This window comes from Arthrobacter sp. 10N410 (genome assembly GCF_056394945.1).
This window is the reverse complement of sequence record NZ_JBFTIP010000002.1, coordinates 313,692-338,768: the sequence shown is the minus strand read 5'-3', so window position 1 is coordinate 338,768 and position 25,077 is coordinate 313,692. Positions and strand designations below refer to the sequence as shown.

Annotated in this window: 23 protein-coding genes; 1 reads left to right on the top strand and 22 read right to left on the bottom strand. The window is 68.5% G+C overall.

Translation table 11 applies throughout. The annotated features are described in order from the left end of the window. Positions 1–75 precede the first annotated feature (75 nt). From AC1DB8_RS06080 to pyrR, 13 genes are all read right to left on the bottom strand, one after another. The gene (locus AC1DB8_RS06080) at positions 76–2,229 is read right to left on the bottom strand and encodes a primosomal protein N' (protein ID WP_476892478.1); all 2,154 of its coding nucleotides are present in this window, start codon (positions 2,227–2,229) and stop codon (positions 76–78) included. Between the two features lie 192 nt (positions 2,230–2,421). Then, positions 2,422–3,657 carry a methionine adenosyltransferase gene (metK, locus tag AC1DB8_RS06075; RefSeq protein ID WP_441417723.1) on the bottom strand — a complete coding sequence of 412 codons (1,236 nt, stop codon included), beginning with the start codon at positions 3,655–3,657 and terminating at the stop codon, positions 2,422–2,424. Positions 3,658–3,736: 79 nt separating this feature from the next. Then, positions 3,737–5,017 carry a bifunctional phosphopantothenoylcysteine decarboxylase/phosphopantothenate synthase gene (locus AC1DB8_RS06070; RefSeq protein ID WP_476892477.1) on the bottom strand — a complete coding sequence of 427 codons (1,281 nt, stop codon included), beginning with the start codon at positions 5,015–5,017 and terminating at the stop codon, positions 3,737–3,739. 26 nt (positions 5,018–5,043) lie between these two features. After that, positions 5,044–5,307 carry a DNA-directed RNA polymerase subunit omega gene (gene rpoZ, locus AC1DB8_RS06065; protein ID WP_138769242.1) on the bottom strand — a complete coding sequence of 88 codons (264 nt, stop codon included), beginning with the start codon at positions 5,305–5,307 and terminating at the stop codon, positions 5,044–5,046. A gap of 39 nt (positions 5,308–5,346) precedes the next feature. Beyond that, on the bottom strand, positions 5,347–5,919 hold the full coding sequence (gene gmk, locus AC1DB8_RS06060; RefSeq protein WP_441417721.1) for a guanylate kinase: 573 nt from the start codon (positions 5,917–5,919) through the stop codon (positions 5,347–5,349). Positions 5,920–5,958: 39 nt separating this feature from the next. Then, the gene (gene mihF, locus AC1DB8_RS06055; protein ID WP_441417720.1) at positions 5,959–6,276 is read right to left on the bottom strand and encodes an integration host factor, actinobacterial type; all 318 of its coding nucleotides are present in this window, start codon (positions 6,274–6,276) and stop codon (positions 5,959–5,961) included. A gap of 398 nt (positions 6,277–6,674) precedes the next feature. After that, positions 6,675–7,556, bottom strand: a complete 882-nt coding sequence (gene pyrF / locus AC1DB8_RS06050) for an orotidine-5'-phosphate decarboxylase (RefSeq protein ID WP_476892476.1) — start codon at positions 7,554–7,556, stop codon at positions 6,675–6,677. Then, on the bottom strand, positions 7,549–10,875 hold the full coding sequence (carB, locus tag AC1DB8_RS06045) for a carbamoyl-phosphate synthase large subunit (protein WP_441417718.1): 3,327 nt from the start codon (positions 10,873–10,875) through the stop codon (positions 7,549–7,551). The genes pyrF and carB overlap by 8 nt, the downstream gene beginning before the upstream one ends. Further along, positions 10,875–12,113 (bottom strand): glutamine-hydrolyzing carbamoyl-phosphate synthase small subunit, encoded by a 1,239-nt coding sequence (gene carA, locus AC1DB8_RS06040; protein ID WP_441417717.1) that lies wholly within the window; start codon positions 12,111–12,113, stop codon positions 10,875–10,877. The genes carB and carA overlap by 1 nt, the downstream gene beginning before the upstream one ends. 82 nt (positions 12,114–12,195) lie before the next feature. Continuing rightward, positions 12,196–12,714, bottom strand: a complete 519-nt coding sequence (locus AC1DB8_RS06035; protein WP_476892475.1) for a PH-like domain-containing protein — start codon at positions 12,712–12,714, stop codon at positions 12,196–12,198. Beyond that, positions 12,714–14,087, bottom strand: coding sequence for a dihydroorotase (locus AC1DB8_RS06030; RefSeq protein WP_476892474.1), 1,374 nt, complete (start codon positions 14,085–14,087; stop codon positions 12,714–12,716). The genes AC1DB8_RS06035 and AC1DB8_RS06030 overlap by 1 nt, the downstream gene beginning before the upstream one ends. Beyond that, on the bottom strand, positions 14,087–15,094 hold the full coding sequence (locus AC1DB8_RS06025) for an aspartate carbamoyltransferase catalytic subunit (RefSeq protein ID WP_476892473.1): 1,008 nt from the start codon (positions 15,092–15,094) through the stop codon (positions 14,087–14,089). Before AC1DB8_RS06025 ends, AC1DB8_RS06030 begins: the two co-directional genes overlap by 1 nt. Then, complete coding sequence (gene pyrR / locus AC1DB8_RS06020) at positions 15,091–15,690, bottom strand: bifunctional pyr operon transcriptional regulator/uracil phosphoribosyltransferase PyrR (protein ID WP_441417713.1); 600 nt, start codon at positions 15,688–15,690, stop codon at positions 15,091–15,093. Before pyrR ends, AC1DB8_RS06025 begins: the two co-directional genes overlap by 4 nt. A gap of 168 nt (positions 15,691–15,858) precedes the next feature. Here pyrR and AC1DB8_RS06015 point away from each other — a divergent pair, with 168 nt between their 5' ends. Next, the gene (locus AC1DB8_RS06015) at positions 15,859–17,148 is read left to right on the top strand and encodes a PrsW family intramembrane metalloprotease (RefSeq protein WP_441417712.1); all 1,290 of its coding nucleotides are present in this window, start codon (positions 15,859–15,861) and stop codon (positions 17,146–17,148) included. Between the two features lie 95 nt (positions 17,149–17,243). On the opposite strand, the gene nusB is transcribed toward AC1DB8_RS06015, so the two are convergent. The 9 genes from nusB to ruvX form a co-directional block, all read right to left on the bottom strand. Further along, complete coding sequence (gene nusB, locus AC1DB8_RS06010; protein WP_441417711.1) at positions 17,244–17,654, bottom strand: transcription antitermination factor NusB; 411 nt, start codon at positions 17,652–17,654, stop codon at positions 17,244–17,246. Then, complete coding sequence (efp, locus tag AC1DB8_RS06005) at positions 17,654–18,217, bottom strand: elongation factor P (RefSeq protein WP_018773146.1); 564 nt, start codon at positions 18,215–18,217, stop codon at positions 17,654–17,656. The genes nusB and efp overlap by 1 nt, the downstream gene beginning before the upstream one ends. Positions 18,218–18,372: 155 nt before the next feature. Continuing rightward, a complete protein-coding gene (locus tag AC1DB8_RS06000; RefSeq protein WP_441417710.1) occupies positions 18,373–18,891 on the bottom strand; it encodes a tetratricopeptide repeat protein in 519 nt (172 codons plus the stop codon). After that, positions 18,891–19,982: a 3-dehydroquinate synthase gene (gene aroB / locus AC1DB8_RS05995; protein WP_441417709.1), complete on the bottom strand. Its 1,092-nt coding sequence runs from the start codon at positions 19,980–19,982 to the stop codon at positions 18,891–18,893. The genes AC1DB8_RS06000 and aroB overlap by 1 nt, the downstream gene beginning before the upstream one ends. Then, positions 19,979–20,593, bottom strand: coding sequence for a shikimate kinase (locus AC1DB8_RS05990; protein WP_476892472.1), 615 nt, complete (start codon positions 20,591–20,593; stop codon positions 19,979–19,981). The genes aroB and AC1DB8_RS05990 overlap by 4 nt, the downstream gene beginning before the upstream one ends. After that, positions 20,593–21,792, bottom strand: a complete 1,200-nt coding sequence (aroC, locus tag AC1DB8_RS05985) for a chorismate synthase (protein ID WP_441417708.1) — start codon at positions 21,790–21,792, stop codon at positions 20,593–20,595. Before aroC ends, AC1DB8_RS05990 begins: the two co-directional genes overlap by 1 nt. Before the next feature lie 26 nt (positions 21,793–21,818). Continuing rightward, positions 21,819–22,703 (bottom strand): shikimate dehydrogenase, encoded by an 885-nt coding sequence (locus AC1DB8_RS05980; protein ID WP_476892676.1) that lies wholly within the window; start codon positions 22,701–22,703, stop codon positions 21,819–21,821. Then, complete coding sequence (gene mltG / locus AC1DB8_RS05975) at positions 22,700–24,478, bottom strand: endolytic transglycosylase MltG (RefSeq protein WP_476892471.1); 1,779 nt, start codon at positions 24,476–24,478, stop codon at positions 22,700–22,702. Before mltG ends, AC1DB8_RS05980 begins: the two co-directional genes overlap by 4 nt. Continuing rightward, positions 24,459–25,073, bottom strand: coding sequence for a Holliday junction resolvase RuvX (gene ruvX / locus AC1DB8_RS05970; protein WP_476892470.1), 615 nt, complete (start codon positions 25,071–25,073; stop codon positions 24,459–24,461). The genes mltG and ruvX overlap by 20 nt, the downstream gene beginning before the upstream one ends. Positions 25,074–25,077: the final 4 nt, after the last annotated feature.

Genomic DNA, 25,077 nt, shown 5'->3' with positions numbered 1-25,077 from the left:
GCCAATTCGACGCGGGCGGACGTCGAGTGCGCAGGGAACCGTCGAAGCGGCGCCCCTACGCCGGCGCAAGCACCGTTAGAGAACGTCGACGCCGTCGAGCCGCAGCTGCACCGGATCGTCGGTGCGCTTGGCGGCGGCTGCGGCCTTGACCGCACGCATGGCCTTTGTGGCCTCGGAGGCTTCGGCGTACGGGATGAACAGCAGCGTCCGCACGTCCTCCCCACCGCGCCGCTCCATGCCGGCAGCCGTTGGCGTGGCTACGAATCCGCCGGCGCCCGGCAGCGGCGCCGGCCCGGCCTGCCGGAGCACAATGCCCTTTTTGGCCAGCGCCCGTTCGACGGCCTCGGTGAAGTGCCCGACGGCGGTCCGGCCGCCGGTGACGGACGCGATCCGGACCGCTGGCGGCAGCGACAGCTCCTGCCGCAGGGCGAGCTCGCGTCCGGCGTAGCCGGCGGGGTCCCAACGCAGGAGTGCCCCGACTCCCGCCGTGTCCTCGGCGGTGATGACCACAAGGCCGCCCTCGGACGCGGAACGGACCAGGGCCGCGGCGTTGAACCAGCGCCGCACGGCGTCCTCGCCCGCCCGGAGGTTCTCGCGCCGCAGCAGCGAGTCGCCGTCGAGCAGCAGCGCGGCCGCATACCCGCCCGCCGCGACCGGTTCGGCGCCGACCGTCGCGACCACGAGGGCCTTTGAGTCCGGGACGGTGGCCAGCACGCGGTCGCCGGAGGAAGTGACGACGGGTTTGCCCGGAAACGCCCGGCCCAGTTCCTCGGCCGTCCGAAGTGCCCCGGTGGCGCCCCGCCGGAGTCGGACCCCGTCGCAGTGCATGCAGTGCCAGTCCGGGGCCGCCGCGGAGCACCACCGGCACACCGGCACCGCGGCGCTGCCGCCGGGCCCGGCGATGGCCAGCGGTCCGTTGCAGGCGGTGCAGCGCGCGGCTTCGCGGCAGCGTTCGCAGGCCAGAGACGGCGCGTACCCTGCGCGGGCAACCTGAACGAGGACGGGACCGCGTTCCAGGCCTTCCTTTGCGGCGCGCCATGCGGCGCCCGGCAACCGCGCGATCCGCGCCAGCGGGTCGCGCTCCTGTTCGAAACTGTCCGCGGTGTTCTGGACGCGCGGGACGGTGCGGCGCATCACGGAGCGCCCCGCCTCGATCGGGCGGGCCCAGCCGGATTCCACCAGCCGCTGCGTCTCCGTGCTGCGGGCGTGCCCGGCGAGCAGGCAGGCGGCGCCTTCATGCGCGGCCCGGAGCAGCAGGACTTCACGGGCGTGGGCGTAGGGGGAACGCTGCTCGATGTGCAGGTCGTCGCCGTCGTCCCAGCACACCACCAGGCCCAGGTTCCGCACCGGGGCGTAGGCGGCGGAGCGGGTGCCGACGGCGACCCCTGCGGCGCCGCTGAGGACCCGCAGGAAGCTGCGGTACCGCGGTGTCTGGCCGTCGTCGGCCGTGAGCCGGGCGACGTCGCCGGCCGGCAGGTGTTCCAGCAGGGCCGCCTCCACCCGGTCCAGGTCGCGGTAGTCCGGCACCACGACGACGGCGCCCCGGCCGGAGCGGCGGACGGCGGCAACAGCCTCGGCAACCATCCGGGGCCAGCCGCCGGGACCAAACCCCTGCAGGGCGCTCAGCACGGCACGCGGCGACTCCCCCGCCCCCAGGTGCTGGAGGAATGCCGGGCCGTTGTGATATTCCGCCCAGCCGGACGGAGGGGCAGCAGGCGGCTCTGCCCGGGCGTCGTCCCCGGCGGCGAAGAGTGCCGGGTCGAGCAGGCCTCCCGGTGCGGAGTCTTTTTCCATTTTGGCCATCCGGGGCGGGATGGCGACGCGCAGGACGTCGCTGACAGTTCCGGCGTAGCGCGCCGCCACCCTCCCGGCCAGTTCGGACACGGCGGGGGTGAGAACGGGAACCGGGGACACGACCTTGAATAGCGGCACCAGCGGGTGGCCGGCGTCGGACGCCGCCGTGCGTTCGAGCAGGTATCCGCCAAGCTCCTGGCCGCTGAATTTCACCTTGACCCGCACGCCCGGCCGGGCCGCGGCGTCGAGGTCCGCCGGCACGCTGTAGTCGAACGGGCGGTCCAGGTGCGGGAGGGAGGATTCCAGCAGCACCCGGGCCACCGGCAGTTCCGCGGCAAGGGCGGGCCCGGCGGCTGCCGCGGAGGCCGGGAAGCCGTGCAGCAGCGAGAGCTGAAGCGGTTCCTCCGGCGTGGCGGCGCGGCGATCTGGAGTCATGGTGCCTGCCTCCCTTCGGCGCTGGAATCGGTCAAGTAAAGAGCCTGGAAACTTCGACGATCAGGCTAACGATCAACATTAAAGCTGTAGCCAGGCCGCCGTTCGGCGGCCTGGCTACAGCACATCACAGAGCTGTGACATTGAAGAGCAATGACATTCAAGAGCTCTGCCATCCAGCGGTTCGGCCGGTTGCTAGGCGTTGAAGAAGGCCTTCAGCTCGTCGACCCGGTCCAGGCGCTCCCAGGTGAAGTCAGGCTCCTCGCGGCCGAAGTGGCCGTGCGCGGCCGTCTTCGCGTAGATCGGACGCTTGAGGTCGAGCGCGTCGATGATGGCGCGGGGGCGGAGGTCGAAAATCTCGGCAATCGCGGCGCTGATCCGGGCGGGATCGACGGTTTCGGTCCCGAAAGTCTCCACGTAGGTGCCCACGGGGCGGGCCTGCCCGATCGCGTAGGCGATCTGGATTTCCGCACGCTTGGCGAGGCCGGCGGCCACCACGTTCTTGGCAACCCAGCGCATCGCGTAAGCAGCGGAGCGGTCCACCTTGGACGGATCCTTGCCGGAGAAGGCGCCGCCGCCGTGCCGGGCCATGCCGCCGTAGGTGTCGACGATGATCTTGCGGCCGGTCAGGCCGGCGTCACCCACCGGACCGCCGATCACGAAGGCGCCGGCCGGGTTGAGGATGTTGCGGGACCGGGAGATGTCCAGGTTGGACAGCGCCATGACCGGGTCGACGACGTGCTCGGCGAGGTCGGCGCGGAGCTGGTCCAGGCTGGCGCCTTCCGCGTGCTGGCTGGAGATCACGACGGTCTCGACCGAGACAGGACGGTCGCCGTCGTAGCCCACAGTGACCTGGGTCTTGCCGTCGGGGCGCAGGTAGCCCAGCTGGCCCGACTTGCGGACCTCGGTGAGCCGTTCGGAAAGCCGGTGCGCGAGCCAGATCGGGACCGGCATGTAGGACGGGGTCTCGTCGCTGGCGTAGCCGAACATGATGCCCTGGTCGCCGGCGCCTTGGAGGTCGTAATCGTCTTCCTGGCGGCCTTCGCGTGCCTCGAGGGAGTTGAATACGCCGCCGGCGATGTCGTTGGACTGCTGGCCGATGGAGACCGACACGCCGCAGCGGGCGCCGTCGAAGCCGTTCGCGGAAGAGTCGTAGCCGATCCCGAGGATGGTCTCGCGGACGATCTGCGGGATTTCGACGTAGGCGTCCGTGGTGACTTCACCGGCCACGTGCACGAGGCCCGTGGTGGCCAGGGTCTCGACGGCGACGCGCGACTCCGGGTCCTTGGCCAGCAGGGCGTCGAGGATCGCATCGCTGATCTGGTCACAGATCTTGTCGGGGTGTCCTTCGGTCACCGACTCGGACGTGAAGAGCCGGAGCGAGGCGGGCGTGGACCCATGGAAGTCTGGGATGTGCAGCGGTAAAGTCACTCAACTACCTTACTGGTTGGGAAACGGACGTCCGGCGGCGTGTGTCCCCCTGCTAAGGAGACCTTGATTACGCCAGCGCTTATGCGGGCGGGATAACCCGGCTTAGCTCGGCGCTGATGCGGTCAATGACGGCAGCCGCGACGTCGGATTTGGAACCCGACGCCTCTTGGGGTTCGGAGCCGGACCGCGAAAGGATGACTACGGCGTTGCTGTCCTGGCCAAAGACCTGGTTCTGGCCCACCTGGTTGACCACCAGCAGGTCGCAGGCCTTGCGGCGCAACTTGGCCTGCGCGTATTCAAGGACATCCCCGTCGGCGTCGCCGGTTTCGGCAGCGAAACCCACGATCAGCTGGTTGCGGGACGCAGCATCACGGACCTCGACGAGTTCCCGGAGTATGTCCGGGTTGCGGACCAACGAAATCACGGGATCGGCGACGTCGTCGCGCTTCTTGATTTTGGTTCCGGAGACATCCGCCGGGCGGAAGTCCGCCACCGCGGCGGCCATGATGACGACGTCGGAATCGGCGGCGGCGTGCAGGGCCGCCTTGCGCAGTTCCAGTGCGGTCTCAACCTCCACCACCTCGACGCCGTCGGGGGCCGGGACGTCCATGTGGGCTGCCAGCAGCCGAACGCGGGCGCCGGCCTCGCGGGCGGCGACGGCCAGCGCCACGCCCTGTTTGCCGGAGGAACGGTTGCCGAGGAAGCGGACCGGGTCCAGGGGTTCGCGGGTGCCGCCGGCGCTGATGGTGACAGTGAGTCCGGCCAGCGGCCTGGCTGCGGCGGCTGGAAGGGCCGCGTCCGACGTCGACAGGCCGGGGGTGTTGGGCACGGCCGGAGCGCCGGCCAGGGCCAGCGCGGCAGCGAAGATTGCCTCGGGTTCGGGCAGCCGGCCCGGGCCGGAATCCGCCCCGGTCAGCCGGCCGGTGGCGGGTTCGAGCACGGTGATGCCACGGCTGCGCAGGGTTTCGACGTTGGCCTGGGTAGCCGGGTGCCGCCACATTTCGGTGTGCATGGCCGGGGCCATCAGCACCGGCCCGCCGGCCATCAGCAGCGTGTTGGTCAGCAGGTCGTTGGCCTGACCGGTGGCGGCGCGGGCCAGCAGGTCCGCCGTGGCCGGTGCCACCACGATCAGCTCAGCCTCGTGGCCGAGCCGGACATGGTTGACGGTGTGCACCTCGTCGAAGACGCTGTTGCTCACCGGGTGCCCGGAGAGGGCCTCCCAGGTGGCCACGCCGACGAACCGGGTGGCGGCCTCGGTGGGAATGACGGTAACGTCATGGCCGGCTTCAGTAAAAAGCCGGAGGAGCGACGCCACCTTGTAGGCGGCAATCCCTCCCCCGACTCCGAGGACTATGCGCACGTGACCTCCGTCAGGCAGCAGAGATATTACTCTGCGGCGGCTTCGATCGGCGTGGAAACGAGCTTGCCTTCGTTGATTTCGCGCAGGGCGATGGAAAGCGACTTTTCGTTCAGCTTGGTGTCGACCAGCGGGCCGACGTACTCGAACAGGCCCTCGTGCAGCTGGGCGTAGTAGGCGTTGATCTGCCGGGCGCGCTTGGCACCGAAAATCACCAGTCCGTACTTCGAATCGGCAGCCTTCAGCAGCTCGTCGATCGGCGGGTTGATGATGCCTTCAAGGTTCGTGGACACGAATTCTCCAAATTCTAACGGGCCAATCCGACCCTGCGGTTAGTGCGGGTGCGGCGTTAGCCCCATGAGTGAAACAAGCTCATCCGCTGCCCGACGTACGTCATCATTGATGACTGTGTGATCGAACTCCGGTTCAGCGGCTAGTTCTACTTTACCGGTTTCCAGCCGTCGCTGCTGTTCCTCGGCGGATTCAGTGCCGCGGCCCACCAGGCGGCGCACCAATTCTTCCCAGCTTGGCGGGGCGAGGAAGACGAATTGCGCGTCCGGGACGGCCTGCTTCACCTGGCGTGCGCCCTGCAGATCAATCTCCAAAAGCACCGAGCGACCCTCAGCAATCGCCGCGTCTACAGTGCTCTTGAGGGTGCCGTAAGTATTTTGTCCGTGCACCACAGCCCACTCCAGGAGTTCCCCTGCCGCGATGAGGGCATCAAACTCTTCCTTGGACTTGAAGTAGTAATGCACACCATCGATCTCACCGGGCCGCGGCGGGCGGGTGGTTGCCGACACTGAAAGCCAGACCTCGGGATAGTTGTCCCGAATATAGGTGGACACGGTGCCTTTGCCGACAGCCGTCGGACCGGCGAGGACTGTCAGTCCGGGTTTCTTGCTCACGTATTCCTTTGGGCGGTGGTGGAAGCTCGGCGGGCCAAGCTATTTCTCGTCTATAAAATCTACCAGCGCCCGGCGCTGGTGGATTCCCAGGCCACGAACCCGCCGGGAGGCTGCGATGCCGAACCGGTCCATGATCGCCGCGGCCCGTACGCGCCCGATTCCCGGCAGCGCTTCCAGCAGCTCCACGACCCGCATCCGGGCGATCGCTTCGTCCGTCTCCCCCGCGCTGAGCAGTTCCGCGATCGACAGTTCCCCCGACTTCAGCCGCTCCTTCGCGGCCGCCCGGGCCAGCCTGGCCGCGGCGGCCTTGTGCAGGGCGTCGGCACGCTCCTGCGGCGTGAGGGGTCGCAAGCTCACTGAGGTCCTCCCTGCATTGTCAGCCGGGCCCACGCAAACGGCCCACGCAAACGTCCTGGTCAGACGTGACCGTGAGACGGGCCGCAGACAGCGCCCCGGCCGGTACCGCGGACTTGTCCTGAACTTACAGTCTGAAGTCGCCGGAAAGCAATGGATCGCGTCCGGCGCTAAACCTGCGGCCGACGCCATTGGAGCCAGGCGGCGGACGTGGGGTTCAGCCCGGGCCCAGCACGCCGGAGATGTGGCTGCGGGGCCTGGCGGACAGGCTGGCGGGACGGCAGGCGCCTCGGTTGCCACAGATGGCCGCAATGCCTCGTCCACAGCGGCCTTCTGTGACCAACCGACGCAGCAAACCCGGGGCCGGCCCCGCGGGCGGTTTTCCGCCGAGCCGGGAAGGCCTAGGCTGCGCGGAGTTCGTCGAGCGTGCGCTGCGCGGCGTCCCGGAGCCCTGCAGGCTGCGGCCCGGCGCCGAGGATGTCCCGGCTTGAGGTGCCAAGCACCTGACCGTAAGCGCTGCCGAAGGTGCTCCGCAGATCGGCGGCCGTGGCCCCCTGCGCGCCCAGCCCCGGCGCCAGGATCGGGCCGCGTACCGCCGACAGGTCCAGGTCAAGGTCCGCCAGCGCGGAGCCAACGGTCGCGCCCACGACGAGTCCGACGGAGCCCAGTTTCCCGTCGCCCTGCTCAACACCGTACCGCCGGTTCTCCGCGGCGGCGGCCCGGGCAATCCGCCGCGCCACCGAGTCCGCGCCACCGACATGCTGCACGGAGGCGCCCTCCGGGTTGGACGTCAGCGCCAGGACGAAGACGCCGCGCCCGGACTCCGCCGCGAGGTCAAGCGCCGGCCGGAGCGATTCGAAGCCGAGGTAGGGGCTCAACGTCACCGAGTCCGCGGCCAGGGCCGAGCCGTCCCGCAGCCAGGCGTCGGCGTAGGCGGCCATGGTGGAGCCGATGTCGCCGCGCTTGGCGTCGGCGATGCTGAGCACGCCCGCCTCCGCGCACCCTGCCAGGGTTCGTTCCAGCACAGCCATCCCGGCCGAGCCGTGGCGTTCATACAGCGCCACCTGCGGTTTCACGGCGGCAGCGAGCGGGGCCACGGCCTCGAGCACTGTGAGCGAGAAGCGCTCCAGCCCGGCGACGTCGTCGTTCAGGCCCCAGCGCTGCAACAGCGCCGGATGCGGGTCGATGCCCACGCAGAGCGGGCCGCGCTCCGCCATGGCCCGGCCGAGCCGGGAGCCAAAGGACTCCCGGCCGGACGTCTCAGCTGTGGCAGCCTCAGGCATGCGCTTTCGCTTCCTGCGCGACCCGCTCCTGGGAAGCAGCCAGGGCCGCGGCGTGCTCCTGCAGGCTGGTAACGGACCACTCGTAGGTCCGCATCGCCTCGATGGCCTGGACGGCGGCGTTGAACTCGGCCACCGTGGTGATGCACGGGATGCCGATCGAAGTGGCCGCGGCACGGATTTCGTAGCCGTCGCCGCGGGCTTCGCCGCCGGACGGGGTGTTGAAGACCATGTCGATTTCCCCGGCGATGATCAGGTCCGCGATGGTGCCTTCCCCCTCGGCGCTGGAGCCCTCGGCGACCTTGCGGACCGTGGTGGCCTGCAGGCCGTTGCGCCGCAGCACGTCGGCGGTGCCGCCGGTGGAGACGATCTCGAAGCCGAGGTCGGAGAGGCGCTTGACGGCCATGATGACGGCGCGCTTGTCCCGGTTGGCGACCGAGACGAAGACCTTGCCCTCGGTGGGCAGCGCGTTGTTGGCCGCGGCCTGGCTCTTGGCGAAGGCCGTGTCGAAGTGCTTGTCGATGCCCATGACCTCGCCGGTGGAGCGCATTTCCGGGCCAAGCAGGGAGTCCACCACCTTGCCCTCAAGGGTGCGGAAGCGGCTGAACGGCAGCACCGCTTCCTTGACCGCCACCGGGGCGTCCAGCGGAAGCGTGGAGCCGTCGCCGGATTCCGGCAGCATTTTGTAGGCAGTGCGGAGCTGGTTGATGGTGACGCCGGTGCCGATCAGTGCTGCCGCCTTGGCCATTTGCACACCCGTCGCCTTGGAGACGAAGGGCACGGTGCGGGAGGCGCGCGGGTTGGCCTCGAGCACGTAGAGCACGTCGGAGGCGAGGGCGAACTGGATGTTGATCAGGCCGCGGACGCCGACGCCTTCGGCGATGGCCCGTGTGGCGGTCCGGACCCGGTCGATCACGTTGTTGCCCAGGGTGATCGGGGGCAGCACGCAGGCTGAGTCGCCGGAGTGGATTCCAGCTTCCTCGATGTGTTCCATGATGCCGCCGAGGTACATGTCCTTCCCGTCGTAGAGGGCGTCGACGTCGATCTCGACGGCGTCCTCGAGGAAGCGGTCAATCAGCACCGGGTGGTCCGGGGTGATTTCGGTGGCGTTGGCGATGTAGCGGGAGAGGTTCGCTTCGTCGTAGACGATCTCCATGCCGCGGCCGCCGAGCACGTAGGACGGGCGGACCAGGACCGGGTAGCCGATCTCGTCGGCGATCTTCTTGGCGTCCTCGAAGGAGACGGCGGTGCCGTTCTTCGGGGAGATCAGCCCGGCCTCATCAAGCACCCGGGAGAAGGCGCCGCGGTGCTCGGCCAGGTCGATGGCCTCCGGGGAAGTGCCGAGGATCGGCACGCCGGCGTCGGCGAGCTGCTGGGCGAGCTTGAGCGGGGTCTGGCCGCCGAGCTGGACGAACACGCCCATCACACCGCCGGTCCGCTCTTCGGCTGCAATGACCTCGAGGACGTCCTCGAGGGTGAGCGGTTCGAAGTAGAGCCGGGTGGAGACGTCGTAGTCGGTGGAGACAGTCTCCGGGTTGCAGTTGACCATCACGGTCTCGTAACCGGCCTTGCGCAGCGCCATCGAGGCATGCACGCAGGAGTAGTCAAACTCGATGCCCTGGCCGATCCGGTTCGGCCCGGAGCCGAGGATGATGATGGACGGCTTGGCGTGCAGCGCCACCTCGTCCTCCTCGTCGTAGGACGAGTAGTGGTACGGCGTGTACGCGGCGAACTCCGCGGCGCAGGTGTCCACGGTCTTGTAGACCGGGCGGATGCCGAGGGCCTGCCGGACGCCGCGGACGACGTCCTCGGAGTTGTGCGTCAGTGCCCCGATCTGCGCGTCGGAGAAGCCGTGCCGCTTGGCGCGCTGCAGCATCTCCTGGGTCAGGGCGGTGGAGTGGCGGATTTCCTGCGAGATCTCGTTCAGCAGCTGGAGCTGGTCCAGGTACCAAGGGTCGATCTTGGTGGCCTCGAACAGCTGTTCCAGGGTGGCGCCGCCGAGCAGCGCGCGCTGGACCTGGTGCAGGCGTTCGGTGCTGGGGCGCTTGGCCTTCTCGATCAGTTCCGGGACTTCCCATTCCGGGACCGGGCTGAAGTCCAGCTGGGAGCCCTTCTGTTCCAGGGACCGCAGCGCCTTCTGCAGCGCCTCGGTGAAGTTCCGGCCCATGGCCATGGCCTCGCCCACCGACTTCATGGTGGTGGTCAGCGTGGAGTCCGCGGCGGGGAACTTCTCGAAGGCGAAGCGCGGGACCTTGACGACAACGTAGTCGAGGGTCGGCTCGAAGGAGGCCGGCGTCTTCTGCGTGATGTCGTTCGGGATCTCGTCCAGGGTGTAGCCGAGCGAGAGCTTGGTGGCGATCTTGGCGATCGCGAAGCCGGTGGCCTTGGAGGCCAGGGCCGAGGAGCGGGAGACGCGGGGGTTCATCTCGATCACCACGACGCGGCCGGTGTCCGGCTCGACGGCGAACTGGATGTTGCAGCCTCCGGTGTCGACGCCGACTTCGCGGATGACGGCGATCGAGATGTCGCGCAGCCGCTGGTACTCACGGTCCGTCAGGGTCAGCGCCGGGGCGACGGTGATGGAGTCGCCGGTGTGCACGCCCACCGGGTCGAAGTTCTCGATGGAGCAGACCACTACGACGTTGTCGTTCTTGTCCCGCATCATCTCGAGTTCGTATTCCTTCCACCCGAGGATGCTCTCTTCGAGCAGCACCTCGGACGTGGGGCTGTACTGCAGGCCCTGGCCGACGATCCGGCGCAGGTCCTGCTCGTTGTAGGCCAGGCCGGAGCCGAGGCCGCCCATCGTGAAGGAGGGCCGGACCACCATCGGGTAGCCCAGGTCCTGGGCCGCGGTGAGGGCCTCGTCCATGCTGTGGATGATGTGGCTGCGCGCGGATTCGGCGCCGCAGCGCTCCACGACGCCCTTGAACTTCTCACGGTCCTCACCGAGCTCGATCGCGGCGATGTTGGCGCCGATCAGCTCGACGTTGTACTTCTCCAGCACACCGTTCTTGTCCAGGGCGATCGCCGTGTTCAGTGCGGTCTGGCCGCCCAGGGTGGGCAGCAGTGCGTCTGGGCGTTCCTTGGCGATGATCTTCTCGACCACCTCGGGCGTGATCGGCTCGATGTACGTGGCGTCGGCGAACTCCGGGTCGGTCATGATCGTGGCCGGGTTGGAGTTGACGAGGATGACGCGCAGGCCTTCCTCCTTGAGGACGCGCAGTGCCTGGGTGCCGGAGTAGTCGAATTCGGCCGCCTGGCCGATGACGATCGGGCCGGAACCGATGACCAGGACGCTCTTAAGGTCAGTTCTCTTGGGCATTACTTCTTGTCCTCAGTCTTGGAGTCGGTGGCAGTCTTGGTGTCGGCAGTCTTGGTGTCGGCGTTCTTGGTGTCCGCCATCAGCTCGATGAAGCGGTCGAAGAGGTAGGCGGCGTCGTGCGGGCCGGAAGCCGCCTCGGGGTGGTACTGGACCGAGAAGGCGGGAATGTCGAGGCAGTACAGGCCCTCGACGACGTCGTCGTTGAGGCTGACGTGGCTGACCTCGACGCGGCCGAAGCGCTCCTCCGGAGCCTGGGTGGCGCCTTCGAGCGGGGCGTCGACGGCGAAGCCGTGGTTCTGCGAGGTGATTTCGACCTTGCCGGTGCGGCGGTCCATGACGGGCTGGTTGATGCCGCGGTGGCCGTAGCGGAGCTTGTAGGTGCCGAAGCCGAGGGCGCGGCCCAGGATCTGGTTGCCGAAGCAGATGCCGAAGTAGGGCAGCTTGGCGTCCAGAACGGAGCGCAGCAGGTTTACCTGGCTGTCGGCGGTGGCGGGGTCGCCGGGGCCGTTGGACATGAAGACGCCGTCGGGGTTGACGGCTTTGACGTCTTCGAGCGTGGCGGTGGCCGGCAGGACGTGGACCCGGACGCCGCGTTCGGCGAAGCGGATCGGGGTCATGCGCTTGATGCCAAGGTCGATCGCGGCGATGCTGAACCGCGGCTCGCCCTCCCAGCCCCAGTCGGCGGGCTCGACGGTGTACGCCTCGTCGACGCTGACTTCCTCAGCCAGCCGGGAGCCTTCCATCGGCGCGCTGGCCAGCACGGTGTCCACCAGCTCCTTGTCCGTGGCGCCGGCGGCCTCGCCGGAGAAAATCCCGGCGCGCATGGTCTTGTGTTCGCGCAGGTGCCGGGTGATGGCGCGGGTGTCGACGCCCTGGATTCCCACGATGCCCTGGTCGACGAGTTCCTCGTCGAGGCTGCGCTCCGAGCGCCAGTTCGACGCGCGGCGTGCGGCGTCGCGGACGATGTAGCCGGCCACCCAGATGCGGCGGGATTCGGCGTCGTCCTTGTTCACACCGGTGTTGCCGATGTGCGGCGCGGTCTGCACCACCAGCTGGCGGGCGTAGGACGGGTCGGTGATGGTTTCCTGGTAGCCGGTCATGCCGGTCGCGAAGACCGCCTCGCCCAGCGCGGTGCCGGTCGCCCCATAGCTGCGGCCGCGGAAGATCCGGCCGTCTTCGAGCACGAGCACGGCGGGGGTGGAGGCTGCTGCAGCGGGTGCAGAGTCGTTTGCTGTCACTGTTTCTTCAATCACTTCTGTTGCTGACACTTCTGTTCCTGACACTGCTGTCTCTGACACTGCGTGGGAGTCTGTCACGTCGTTACTTTCCACTATCGGCTTCTGCCTGAGGGGCTGCGGAGATCAAATCTTGGAGGGTGGACAGGAGCAGGGACTTGTCCTCGGCACGGCGGGTGCGGAAGCCGGTGTCCAGCTCCTTGGCGCCGAGCATCCAGCTGAGAACCAGGAGACCGTCCTTTTCGACGAACTTCCCGGCCATGCCGCTTTCCTGCCGGACGCCGGTGAGGCTGGCGGCCGGGATGAACACGGGGGCGGCGCCGGAGCGGTCGAACAACACGCCTTCGGGGTGGACGCTGAGTTCGGCGTTGGTGCGCAGGCCCAACTGGTGGACGGCGATCCGGTCCAGCCAGTCGCCGGCGGTGGTGGAGGCGACGTACTGGCCCTCGGCGGCTGCCAGCGTTCCGCCCAGTTCGGCGGGAACGGCCGGGAGCGGATCGACGTCGGCCTGGCGTCGCAGCCGATTGCGCCAGCCGATCCAGATCAGGACCAGCGCGACGCCGATGAGGACCAGCGTGAAGAGCAGGGAGAGTTCCTTGACCATCAGGGGCGGACCGCCGTGTCCGGGACGTCTGTGCTGTCGGGGAGCCACCGGTACGGGGTGTTGAGTTCCCCGTCCAGGACGGTCGGATGACCCTTGAAGAAGGTGGCCACCACCTTGCCCGGGAGTTGCCGGCCGGCAAACGGAGAGTTACGGCCCATGGTTGCCATCTTAGAAGGGTCCACGGTCCAGCGCGCAGCCGGGTCCACGAGTATGACGTTGGCGGGTTCACCGGTCTCCAGCGGCCGGCCCTGGTCCTCCAGCCGGCCGATCGCGGCAGGCGTGGTGGAGGTCACGCGGGCGAAGTCGGCCCACGTCATCAGCCCGGTCTCGATCATGGTGTGCTGCACCACCGACAGGGCGGTTTCCAGCCCGGTCATGCCCATCGCGGCCTGCGCCCATTCGCATTCCTTGTGTTCGCTCGGGTGCGGGGCGTGGTCAGTGCCGACGACGTCGATCGTGCCGTCCGCCAGGGCGGCGCGCAGGGCCTGGACGTCCTCGTCGGTGCGCAGTGGCGGGTTGACCTTGTAGACCGGGTCGTAGCTGCGGACTAGCTCGTCGGTCAGCCACAGGTGGTGCGGCGTGACCTCGGCAGTGACGTTGATGCCGCGTGACTTGGCCCAGCGCACGATTTCCACCGAGCCCGCGGTGGAGACATGGCAGACGTGCAGCCGGGATCCGACGTGCTGGGCGAGCAGGACGTCGCGGGCGATGATGCTCTCCTCGGCGACGGCGGGCCAGCCGGTGAGGCCGAGGACCGCGGAGACGACGCCCTCGTTCATCTGCGCTCCCGCGGTGAGGCGGGGCTCCTGCGCGTGCTGGGCGACGACGCCGTCGAACGCCTTGACGTATTCGAGGGCACGGCGCATCAGCACGGGGTCGCTGACGCAGATGCCGTCGTCGGAAAAGACCCGGACCCGGGCGCGGGAGTCGGCCATGGCGCCGAGCTCGGCGAGCTGCTCGCCGGCCAGGCCGACGGTGACGGCACCGACCGGGCGGACGTCCACCCAGCCGGCTGTGCGGCCCAGGGTGAGGACCTGCTCGACGACACCGGCGGTGTCCGCCACCGGCGTGCTGTTGGCCATCGCGTGCACGGCGGTGTAACCGCCCAGGGCCGCGGCGCGGGTGCCGGTCTCGACCGTTTCGGCGTCCTCACGGCCGGGCTCGCGCAGGTGGGTGTGGATGTCCACCATGCCGGGCAGGGCGACGAGGCCGGCCGCATCGATGACTGTTGCGTTCCCGGCGTCGAGGTCCTGGCCGCGGGCTGCGATGACGCCGTCGCGGATCAGCAGGTCTTCAGCGGCCCCGCCGAGGATCGAGGCTCCCCGGATGAGGTAGGCGCCGGTGCTGCCTGTGTCCTGTTGCTGTGATGCCATCAGTGGCTCTCCTTGGAATAGGCGGCGGTGGAGGTTGCTGGTTCGCGGGTGTCCCCGGAGAGCAGCAGGTACAGTGCGGCCATCCGGATCGACACGCCGTTGCGCACCTGTGCCAGCACGGTGGAGCGGGGCGAGTCGGCGGCGGCCGAGGAAATTTCCAGCCCGCGGTTCATCGGACCGGGGTGCATGATGATCGTGTCCTTCAGGCCCAGGCTGTCGAGGGCGCGGAGGCGGTTGTCGTCGAAGCCCCAGCGCCGTGAGTACTCGCGGGTGGTCGGGAAGAACGAAGCGTTCATCCGCTCGCCCTGTACGCGCAGCATCATCATCGCGTCAACGCCCCGGGCGAGGGTCTCGTCGAGGTCGTAGCTGACCGTGCAGGGCCACTCTTCGACGCCGATGGGCAGCAGCGTGGGCGGGGCCACGAGGGTGACTTCCGCCCCCAGGGTGCGCAGCAGCCAGACGTTGGAACGGGCCACGCGGGAGTGCAGCACGTCGCCGGCGATCGCGACGCGCATGCCTTTCAGGTCCGCGCCGGCGGACGGGCTGCCGGCGAGCTGCGACCAGTGCCGGCGCATGGTGAAGGCGTCCAGCAGCGCCTGGGTGGGGTGCTCATGGGTGCCGTCGCCGGCGTTGATGACGGCGGCGTCGATCCAGTCGGTCGCCGCCAGCCGGTGCGGGGCACCGGAGGCCCAGTGCCGGATGACGACGGCGTCGGCGCCCATGGCGGCGAGCGTCTGGGCGGTGTCCTTGAGGGATTCGCCCTTGGAGACGGAGGAACCCTTCGCGGCGAAGTTGATGACGTCCGCGGAGAGCCGTTTGGCGGCTGCTTCGAAGGAGATGCGGGTGCGGGTGGAGTCCTCGAAGAAAAGGTTGACCACGGTGCGGCCGCGCAGCGCCGGCAGCTTCTTGACCTCGCGCTCCCCCACCGCGGCCATCTCTTCGGCGGTGTCGAGGATGCGGATGGCGTTGGCGTAGCTGAGGTCTTCGGTGGAGAGCAGGTGCTTCATGCGGTGGCCTCGATAACAACTTCGTTCACGGCTTCGCCGTCGGTTGAGTCGGTTTCTTCCAGCCGGACGCGGACCTTCTCCGCGGAGGAGGTGGGGAGGTTCTTGCCGACGTGGTCGGCGCGGATGGGCAGCTCCCGGTGGCCGCGGTCGATCAGGACGGCCAGCCGGACGATCCGGGGACGGCCCAGGTCGATGATCGCGTCCAGCGCGGCGCGGATGGTACGGCCGGAGTAGAGGACGTCGTCGATCAGCACCACTACCTTGTTGTCGATCCCGGTGCGGGGCAACTGGGTGGGGTACGGGGGCCGGGTCGGCTGGTGCGAGAGGTCGTCGCGGAACATGGTGACGTCCAACTGGCCCACGATCGCGGCCGGGTCCACGTTGGGATCGGCGGCGGCAATCTTGGCGGCGAGCCGGACGGCGAGCGGATAGCCCCGCCGCGGGATGCCCAGCAGGACCAGGTCCTGGGAGCCCTTGTTGGACTCAAGAATTTCATGGGCGATACGAGTGAGTGCACGGTCGATGTCAGCCTGGTTGAGGACAACCCTGCTGAGCTGGACCTTGGCCGGAACCGGTGCTTCTGGAACAGAAGTCAACGCTCGTCTCCCCTTTCCCCGCCTCACGGGACGGAATTAAAAAAGGATCATTTGCTCTTTCAAATTACCACACGGGCCGCCGCCTCCCGGCCCCGGAGCAGGCGGCGTGCGTCACACCGGCACGGGCCGTATTGGGCCGCCCGGCGGCGCGCGGCTTAGGCTCATGGCATGACGAGCTTCGATCCTCCCCCCGCCCGGCAGCCGCCCGGAGCGACCCGGCAGCCGCAGCAGGCGAACCCAAGCTGGATGGGCCAGGTCCAGCCGGAGAACTACCGCCCGGCGCCGGGCTTCGGGCAGGCACCGCTGCCGGCGCAGACGTCAGCGCAGGCTCCGGCGCAGCGCCATCCGGTACTGCCGGCAGCCTACGCCGCGGCACCCCGTGCGCGGGCCTCTGCGGGTATGGCGGCCCTCGTGCTGGGCGGCGCGGTTCTCGCCTTTGTGAGCCTGTTCCTGGTGCTGCCGTTCGTGCTGGAGAACACCGGGCCGGGCGGCTTCGTCGTGGGCTTCATCGCGTCGCTGCTGCCGCTCAGCTCGGTCCTGCTGGCCGTCCGCTACATTGACCGCTGGGAGCCCGAACCGAAACGGCTGCTGTTCTTCGCGTTCGCGTGGGGCGCGCTCGTTTCGATTGCCGTGACGATGCTGATCCAACCGTTCTTCTCGCTCGCCGCGGGTCCCGCGTCCGGGCTGGACTACCGGACGTTCGCCGTCACGGTACAGGCCCCGGTGGTGGAGGAATTCGCGAAGTCACTCGGTCTCTTGCTGCTCCTGCTCTTCGCGCGCAAACAATTCGACGGTCCGGTCGACGGCGTCGTCTTTGCGTTCACGGTTGCCGGCGGTTTCGCTTTCACCGAGAACATCCTGTACTTCGGCCGGGCCATCGCCGAGTCCAGCACTCCGGGCACGGACCTGGCGGTCGTGTTCTTCCTGCGCGGCGTGATGTCCCCGTTCGCGCATGCCATTTTCACCGGCACGACCGGGCTTATCCTGGGCTTCGCGGCGCGGCGCTGGCACTCCGGCCTGACGCTGCTCGCCTTCCCGGTGGGCCTGGTCCCCGCCATGTTGCTGCATAGCGGCTGGAACTCAATGGGCCAGAATTTCCTGGCGCAGTACATCCTGGTCCAGGTGCCGATCTTCCTGCTCGCCGTCCTGGTCGTGGTGCTGCTGCGCGTGGCGGAACGCCGGCTGACCCGCCAACGGCTGCAGGAGTACGCGGCGGCCGGCTGGTTCACCGGCCAGGAGGTAGCCATGCTGGCGACTCCCGCCGGGCGCCGCTCGGCCCTGCGCTGGGCCAGGTCGATCGGCCGGGCCCCGCAGATGAAGGCTTTCCTGCAGGCCGCCACCCGGCTGGCCATCATCCGGCAGCGGATCCTCAGCGGCCGGGACGTGGCGGCGCATCAGCTTGACGAACAGCACCAGCTCGGCGAGATCCTGGCCTTGCGCGACGCCGTGCTGCGCTAACCCCCGGAGGGCAAGCCTAGAGGGAAAGCGGGCCGTGATACGCCAAGGGCCGGTGTCCGCCGTGGGGCGGGCACCGGCCCTTTATGGAACGGCCATCAGGCCAGCAGCGAGGGCTTCAGCTGCTGCAGGCGGCCCAGCAGGCCGTTGATGAACGACGGCGACTCGTCCGTGGACAGCGTCTTGGCCAGCGCCACGGCCTCGCTCACGGCGACGCCGTCGGGAACGTCGTCGTTGTAGAGCAGTTCCCAGGTCCCGATCCGCAGGATGATGCGGTCTACCGAGGGCATCCGCTCCAGCGACCAGCCCTGCGAGTAGGTTTCGAGGAATTCGTCGATCGCGGCCTGGTGGGACACGACCCCCTCAACGATTTCCAGGGTGTAGGGGTTGATGATCTGATCCGTCTGTTCACGACGGGAACGCAGCACATCGAATGCGGAGACGGAGCGCTGCTCCGCCTCGAAGAGTACATCCAGGGCCCGGTTACGGGCCTTACCGCGTGCACTCACTAGTCGTTGACCCGGCCAAGGTAGCTGCCGTCGCGGGTGTCGACCTTGACCTTGGTGTTGTTCTCGACGAACAGCGGCACCTGGATCTCGTAGCCGGTCTCGAGGGTCGCGGGCTTGGTGCCGGCCGAGGAGCGGTCGCCCTGCAGGCCCGGCTCGGTGTAGGTGATTTCCAGCACGACGCTCGGCGGCAGTTCGATGTAAAGCGGGTTGCCCTCGTGGATGGCGATGTTGACCATCTGGTTCTCGAGCATGAAGTTGGTGGCGTCGCCGACGGTAGCGGCGGACACGGTGAGCTGGTCGAAGTCCGAGGTGTCCATGAACACGAAGTCGGCCCCGTCCTGGTACAGGTACTGGTAGTCGCGGCGGTCAACCGTGGCGGTCTCGATCTTGAGCCCGGCGTTGAAGGTCTTGTCGACGACCTTGCCGGACATCACGTTGCGCATCTTGGTGCGGACGAAAGCGCCGCCCTTGCCGGGCTTGACGTGCTGGAACTCGATGATGTTCCAAAGCTGGCCCTCAAGCTTCAGCACGGTTCCGTTCTTGATGTCGTTAGTGGTTGCCACAGTATCCTCAGGTTTCTTTGTTGACTGGTTCTAGCCGCCAGCCGCTTATGCCAGGCAGGCATGCCGATCCGGCCCGCCAGCGCGTATTTATCAAAAATCCAAAAACCATTCTACCGGTTTTGCCGGTGCGCTGCCGGACGGGCCAGGAACGGCCCTTAGCAGGCCAGGTCAAGCACGTCCCGGGCGCGCTGCAGCGCCACGGTCGAGGAGTAGATCAGCGCGGCATCAGCCGAGCCCGCCACCCGCAGGTCCAGCGCCTTGGCGAAGGACTCGACGGCGGCGGCGATGTTGCCGGCGGCGAAGTAGGACCGGCCAAGGTGCTGCCGGACCACGGCCTCGTCGGGAGTGCCCTGGGCTTCGGCGAGGAGCTGGCGGTAAAGCTCTACGGCGCGGTCGAAGCGGTGCGACACCCGCAGGACTTCCGCCTCGAACATCCGCAGCCGGAACGAATCCGGGTCCTTGTACCGGGCCTCGGCGAGCAGCTCGGCGGCCTCGCCCGGGTGCCCTTCCACGAGGCGCACGAAGATCAGGTCCGTGTCGTCCGTTGAGGCGGCCAGCGCCGCGGCGCAGGCTTCCCCGTTGACCACCTGCGGCATGAGGGTTTCCGGGTTGATCCGGATGCCGGGGAACCCGCCGTCGGGCCACTCGCTGGTGCCACCGCTGTCGCTGATCATCAGGACGCGATTTCCTGGTACGCCGCGAAGAGCAGCGAGGTGTCCGGCACGTCCAGGATGCCCGGGCGCCCGACGCCGTCGAGCACCACGAAGCGCAGCAGGTCGCCGCGGGACTTCTTGTCCCGCCGCATGCCGTCCAGCAACGCCTGCCAGCGGTCGCGCCGGTAGGTGATGGGCAGACCGAGGCTCTCCAGGATGCTCCGGTGCCGGTCGGCGTCGGCGTCGCTGAGCCGGCCGACGCTGCGGGCCAGTTCCGCGGCGAACATCATGCCCACCGAGACGGCGGCGCCGTGCCGCCAGGAGTAGCGTTCGGCGAGTTCAATCGCGTGGCCCAGGGTGTGGCCGTAGTTGAGGATCTCGCGCTGCCCGGTTTCCTTCAAGTCCTCGGACACGACCCGGGCCTTGACCGCGATGGCGCGTTCGATCAGTTCGCGCACCGTTTCGGAGCGCGGGTCCGACACCGCGGCGGGGTCCTTTTCAATCAGGTCGAGGATGGCCGGGTCGGCGATGAAGCCGCACTTGATGACCTCGGCCATGCCGGAGATCATCTCGTTCTTCGGCAGCGTGTCCAGCGTGTCCAGGTCGGCGAGGACGCCCGCCGGCGGGTGGAAGACGCCCACCAGGTTCTTCCCCTCGGCGGTATTGATGCCGGTCTTGCCGCCGACGGCGGCGTCCACCATGCCGAGCAGGCTCGTGGGCATGTGGATGACCTTCACGCCGCGCAGCCAGGTCGCCGCGACGAAGCCGGCGAGGTCGGTCACCGCTCCCCCGCCGACGGCGACGATTGCGTCCGAGCGGGTGAAGTCGTTCTGGCCCAGCACCTGCCAGCAGAACGAGGCCACCTCGATGTGCTTGCCTTCTTCGGCGTCCGGAATTTCGGCCGTCAGCGCCGTGAAGCCGGCGGTGGCGAGCTCCTCGCGGGCGGCGTCACCGGTGAGCCGCAGGGCGCGCGGGTGGACGACGAGGACGCGCTTGACGCGCTCCCCCAGCAGCCCGGGCAGGTTAGCCAGCAATCCGCGGCCGACGACGACGTCGTAGTTCTCCGCCGGAGCGTGTCCGGTGACTTTGATGACGGTTGATTCGGTGCTCACTTTTCAACTTTCCTTGTGGCTGCGGGGGTGCGCGTTGCCGCGGTTGGGGCGGCGGCGAGCTGCTCCAGCGCATCTTCAAGCCGGCGTGCGAGCTCCTGGACGGAACCGCTCCGGACATCGAGGGTCAGGTCCGCGAGGCGTTCATAGACCGGCTGGCGGGTGGCGAACAGCGTCCGCCAGCGTTCCATCGCGTCGCCTGCCAGGAGGGGACGCCCGGAGTTCCGGGCAATCCGCTCGGAGACGGTGTCGGCATCGCATTCGAGGTAGACCACGGTGCAGCTGGCCAGCAGCTGCTGCGTTCCGGAGTCCAGCACAGCCCCGCCGCCGAGGGAGATGACGGTGTTGGTGCCTGCGGTGTTGGTGCCTGCGGCCTCCTCGATCGCCTTGGCGACGGCCCGGGCTTCCAGTTCGCGGAACGCGTTTTCGCCGCGGCAGGCGAAAATGTCCGCGATGGTGCCGTGCTGGGCGACCACTTCGACGTCGGTGTCGACGAAGCGGGCGCCGAGCTGCTGGGCGAGCTGCTGCCCGATAGCGGACTTGCCGACCGCCATCGGGCCGATCAGGGCGACCGGGCGGTCCAGTGACTTACGCGCTGCGTGACGACCCGGCACTAGTGCCCGATCGAGTCCAGGGACGCCGGAATGTTGTCCAGGTAACCCTTGATGTTGCGGGCGGTCTCCTGCACGGAGTCGCCGCCGAACTTTTCCGTGACCGCTTCGGCGAGGACCAGCGCCACCATGGCCTCCGCCACCACGCCGGCGGCCGGGACCGCACAGACGTCCGAGCGCTGGTGGTGTGCCTTGGCGGCCTCGCCGGTGCTGATGTCGACAGTCTTGAGCGCGCGCGGCACCGTCGCGATCGGCTTCATGGCGGCGCGGACGCGGAGCACGTCGCCGATGCTCATGCCACCTTCGATGCCGCCGGCCCGGTTGGACGTGCGGATGATCCTGCCGTCGGCGTCCTTGACGATTTCATCATGGGCAGCCGAGCCGCGACGCGCAGCGGTGAGGAAGCCGTCGCCGACCTCCACGCCCTTGATTGCCTGGATGCCCATTAGGGCGGCAGCGAGGCGCGAGTCGAGGCGCCGGTCCCAGTGGACGTAGCTGCCCAATCCGGGGGGCAGGCCGTAGGCGAGGACTTCGACGACGCCGCCGAGGGTTTCGCCTTCCTTGTGCGCCATGTCCACCTCCGCGACCATGGCGTCCGAGGTCTCGCGGTCGAAACAGCGCAGCGGGTCGGCGTCGAGGGCCAGCACGTTGTCCGGCAGCGGCAGCGGCCGGCCCTCCGGGACGGAAACGCTGGCAATGGACACCGTGTGGGAGACGAGTTCGATGCCGAGCTGATTGAGGAACGCGGAAGCGACGGCGCCCAGGGCCACGCGGGTGGCGGTCTCCCGGGCGCTGGCGCGCTCCAGGACCGGGCGGGCCTCGTCAAAGCCGTACTTCTGCATGCCGGTGAAGTCGGCGTGGCCCGGCCGAGGCCGGGTCAGCGGTGCGTTGCGGGCCTGGTCCGCGAGGGCCTCGGGGTCCACCGGGTCCGCAGACATGATCTGCTCCCATTTGGGCCACTCGGTGTTGCCGACCTGGATCGCGACGGGGCCGCCCTGGGTCAGGCCATGGCGCACACCGCCCAGGACCGTCACGGCGTCCTGTTCGAACTTCATCCGGGCGCCGCGGCCGTAACCGAGGCGCCGGCGGGCCAGCGCTTCGACGATCCGGTCGCTGGTGAGTTCAACACCTGCGGGGACGCCTTCGATAATTCCGACCAAGGCCGGACCATGGGATTCTCCGGCAGTCAACCAACGCAACATAAAATCCATCCTGCCATGCAAGGCACTTAGAACACCCGTCGGGGTACCCCGACTGCGTCACACATCACATCTATGACCTCCACCGGCACGGGTCCTTGGAGGCCGGTGAAATGGCGGACCTGCTCCACCGCCTGGTACAGCAGCATTTCCAGGCCGGGGACCACCCGACCGCCCGCGTCCGCCCAGGCCGCGGCGATCCGGCTCGGCCACGGGTCGTAGGCCACGTCGAGGAGCACCCCGGCGACTGTGCCGCCCTTCGCGTCCAATGCTGCGGCGAGTTCCTCCGCGAGGCCGTCAGCGGCGCGGGGCGGCAGGGTGGAGATCACGATGTCCGCTGCTGCGACCGCGGGCGCTGCAGCCGTCAGCGGCAGCACCTGCAGCGGAAGTCCGACGGCGGCGGCCGCTGCCCGGGCTTCGACGGCGCGGCCGACGTCCCGGACGTAAACGGCAGCATCCGGGGCACCGAGTTCCTTCAGCGCGGCAATGGCGGCCGCGGCGGTTCCGCCGCCGCCGAGGATGACGGCGGACGGCTTAGCGGCCACTCCGGCGTAGCGGACGGCGTTGACGATCCCGGCGACGTCCGTGTTGTACCCCACCAGGCGGACCGGCGCACCGGCGGCAGCGCCCGGCCGCTCAAAGGCCACGGTGTTGATGACGCCCAACTGCCGGGCGACGCCGCGGACCTCGTCCACCTCGGCGGCCATCGCGGCCTTGAGCGGCATGGTCACCGACAGCCCGCGCCAGCCTTCGTCCCCGCGTACGCCCGCCATGAAGGCCGGGAGGGCCTCCTCGGTGACGTCGACGGCGTCATAGGCCACTTCCACGCCGAGCTTGGCGTAGGCGGCGCGATGCAGGGCCGGCGACTTTGAGTGGCTGATGGGATGCCCGAGGACGGCGGCCCGCAGCGTCACACGCAACGTCCGGGATTGGCCTCGCACCAGGCGTTGTACTTGGCCACGTAGCCGTTGTGCTCGGCCAGGGTTTTGGAGAACTTCGTCTCCTTGGTGTCCAGGTTGATGGTGACCCAGTAGAGGTAGTCGTTCTTCTTCGGCTTGGCGGCCGCGTCGATAGCCCGCTTGCCCGGCGAACCGATCGGGCCCGCCGGCAGGCCGGCGTTGGCGTACGTGTTGTATTTGTTCGACTTGTCGGCCTTCTGGTCCTCGTCGATGTGGAAGCTCCGGATGCCCAGCCCGTAGGTCACCGTGGCGTCGGACTGGATCAGGCCGTTCGTCTCGGTGTTGTTGGGCTTGAGCCGGTTGTAGATCGCGCCGGCGACGTCTCCGTATTCCGCCTGGCCACCTTCGGCCTGCACGATGCTCGCGACCGTGATGGCGTCGTACTGCTTGGCCGGATCGGTCACGCCCTGTGACTTGAGTTCCTCCAGCGTGCTGCCGACCAGTTTCTGCAGTACGTCCTTCCCGGACGTGCCCAGCGGGAAGCGGTACTCGCCCGGGAACAGGAACCCTTCGAGGTTCTTGGCCTTGGCCGGCACACCGAACTGCTTCGGGGAGTCGCTGAGTGCCTTGAGCTCCGCCACCGGGATTCCGGTGCCCTCGGATATGGCCTGCAGCGATTCGCTGATCCTCAAACCGGCGCTCAGGGCAACGTACATGACCTTTTCCTGGCCCTTGTTCAACAGGACGGCCACGGCATCCGAGTTGTTCATTTCGTTGCGCATCGTGAATGTCCCCGGGCTCAGGGCGCCGCCCGAGGCGGCGAACTGCTTGACGAAGGAATCGGCGTTCGCAATGACCTTTTTGGATTCCATCTCCGCCGCCACGGACCGGGGTCCGGCACCCGGCGGAACGGTAATCGTCACCGAACCGGTTCCCGGGCCCGGGTAGTCGGCGACCTTGTCGCCGCCGAGCAGGGGTTTGATGACCTGCGCGCCGACCACGATTGCGACCACGAACACGGCCAACGTCAGGACGAGGGCGAGGAAGCGGCGGCGGCGGCGGACCTTCTTGGAGGGGCCCTTGGCGGTGGGAAGGCTGGCGGCGCCGGCCATCAGGTCGTGGCCGGGCTCGTCGTCGTAGACATGGTGGGCCTCATCGTCGGGCTGGTCCGCGTAGGCCTGGTGGAAATCCGCCCCGTCGTGAAGGCCGTGGCCGTACTGCAGCGCGTCGGCCCGGCGCAGGGTTTCCTCGCGGGACATCCCGCCGGCGTACTCGTGGACCGGCTCCTCGAGCGCGGGTTCCTCGTGCTGCGGTTGATCATGGTGCGGTTCGTCGTGACCGGAGTAGCCGTGGACCGGCTCCCCCTGCGCGGGGTCCTCGTGCACAGGCTGTTCCGGCTGGGGTGTGGCGTGCCCGGGCTGTTCAAGCACCGGCTCCGCGTGCGCAGGTTCTGCGTGTATGGGTGCTGCGTGTGCGGGATCCTCGTGTTCGGGCTCCTCGTGCACGCGCGCGGCGGGGCTCTCGTTCACGGGTTCGTGCACGGTCGGCGCAGCCTCCGGGGGTTCCGGGGCGTCTGCGGAGGGTTCACGGGGTGCATCAGCCGTGGCCGAAGCGTCGGCGGGCGGCACGGCCGGAGCTTCCGGCCCCGTCTCGAAGGCCTGCGGCGGGATGACGTCGTGACCCTGGGTGGCCAGGAACTTCTCCTGGGCCCTGATCTCTTTGCGCGTCAGCGGTCGGCCGGCGCCGCTCTTGGCAACACCAGAGGAGTCGTCATTGTTGACCGGGCTCACTGTAGCCTTCCATTTTGGGCAGAATGCGTTGTGCAGAATGCGTGTGTACTGCCGGGACGGCCTGAGCGTCGTCACCGGGTGGCCCCGGAGGGAGGTCCGCGCTGACGCGGTTTCCTACATCCGTTCCCCTGGCCTTTTGCATATCGATCGCATGCTGCAGGATACCTGCGGCCGCGACCTGATCAACTACTTTACGGTGGTCCCTGCTGCTCATGCCAGCTTGGTGCAGGTCGCGGTGGGCTGACACGGTGCTCAGCCGTTCGTCAACCAACCTCACCGGCACGCCGGATCCGGCGTCCAATAGTTTACTGACCAGTAGCTTTGCATATTCGGTGGCCATTCGGGCGGAAGCGTGCTCTTCACCTTTCATGGTGCGTGGCAGGCCCACAAAAATTTCCACCGCTCCGAGCTCCACGGCAAGATCCGCGAGGATCCGGACGTCGGTGTTCTTCTTGGCATTGCGGGCCAGCGTCCGCAGGGGCGTGGCCAGGATGCCGTCGCGGTCGCACACCGCGACGCCCACCCTGACGGTGCCGACGTCCACCCCGAGTTTCACGCCCTGGGGGTAGGCGCCGGGCACGGCCGATTCAGTCATCCAA

Excerpts from the sequence above, each read along its gene's own strand:
- AC1DB8_RS06080 (WP_476892478.1), bottom strand. The coding sequence starts at position 2,229 with ATGACTCCAGATCGCCGCGCCGCCACGCCGGAGGAACCGCTTCAGCTC.
- aroC (WP_441417708.1), bottom strand. The coding sequence starts at position 21,792 with ATGTTGCGTTGGTTGACTGCCGGAGAATCCCATGGTCCGGCCTTGGTC.
- AC1DB8_RS06035 (WP_476892475.1), bottom strand. The coding sequence starts at position 12,714 with ATGGTCAAGGAACTCTCCCTGCTCTTCACGCTGGTCCTCATCGGCGTC.
- AC1DB8_RS06025 (WP_476892473.1), bottom strand. The coding sequence starts at position 15,094 with ATGAAGCACCTGCTCTCCACCGAAGACCTCAGCTACGCCAACGCCATC.
- AC1DB8_RS06015 (WP_441417712.1), top strand. The coding sequence starts at position 15,859 with ATGACGAGCTTCGATCCTCCCCCCGCCCGGCAGCCGCCCGGAGCGACC.
- AC1DB8_RS06000 (WP_441417710.1), bottom strand. The coding sequence starts at position 18,891 with ATGATCAGCGACAGCGGTGGCACCAGCGAGTGGCCCGACGGCGGGTTC.
- carB (WP_441417718.1), bottom strand. The coding sequence starts at position 10,875 with ATGCCCAAGAGAACTGACCTTAAGAGCGTCCTGGTCATCGGTTCCGGC.
- AC1DB8_RS06030 (WP_476892474.1), bottom strand. The coding sequence starts at position 14,087 with ATGGCATCACAGCAACAGGACACAGGCAGCACCGGCGCCTACCTCATC.
- ruvX (WP_476892470.1), bottom strand. The coding sequence starts at position 25,073 with ATGACTGAATCGGCCGTGCCCGGCGCCTACCCCCAGGGCGTGAAACTC.
- pyrF (WP_476892476.1), bottom strand. The coding sequence starts at position 7,556 with ATGCCTGAGGCTGCCACAGCTGAGACGTCCGGCCGGGAGTCCTTTGGC.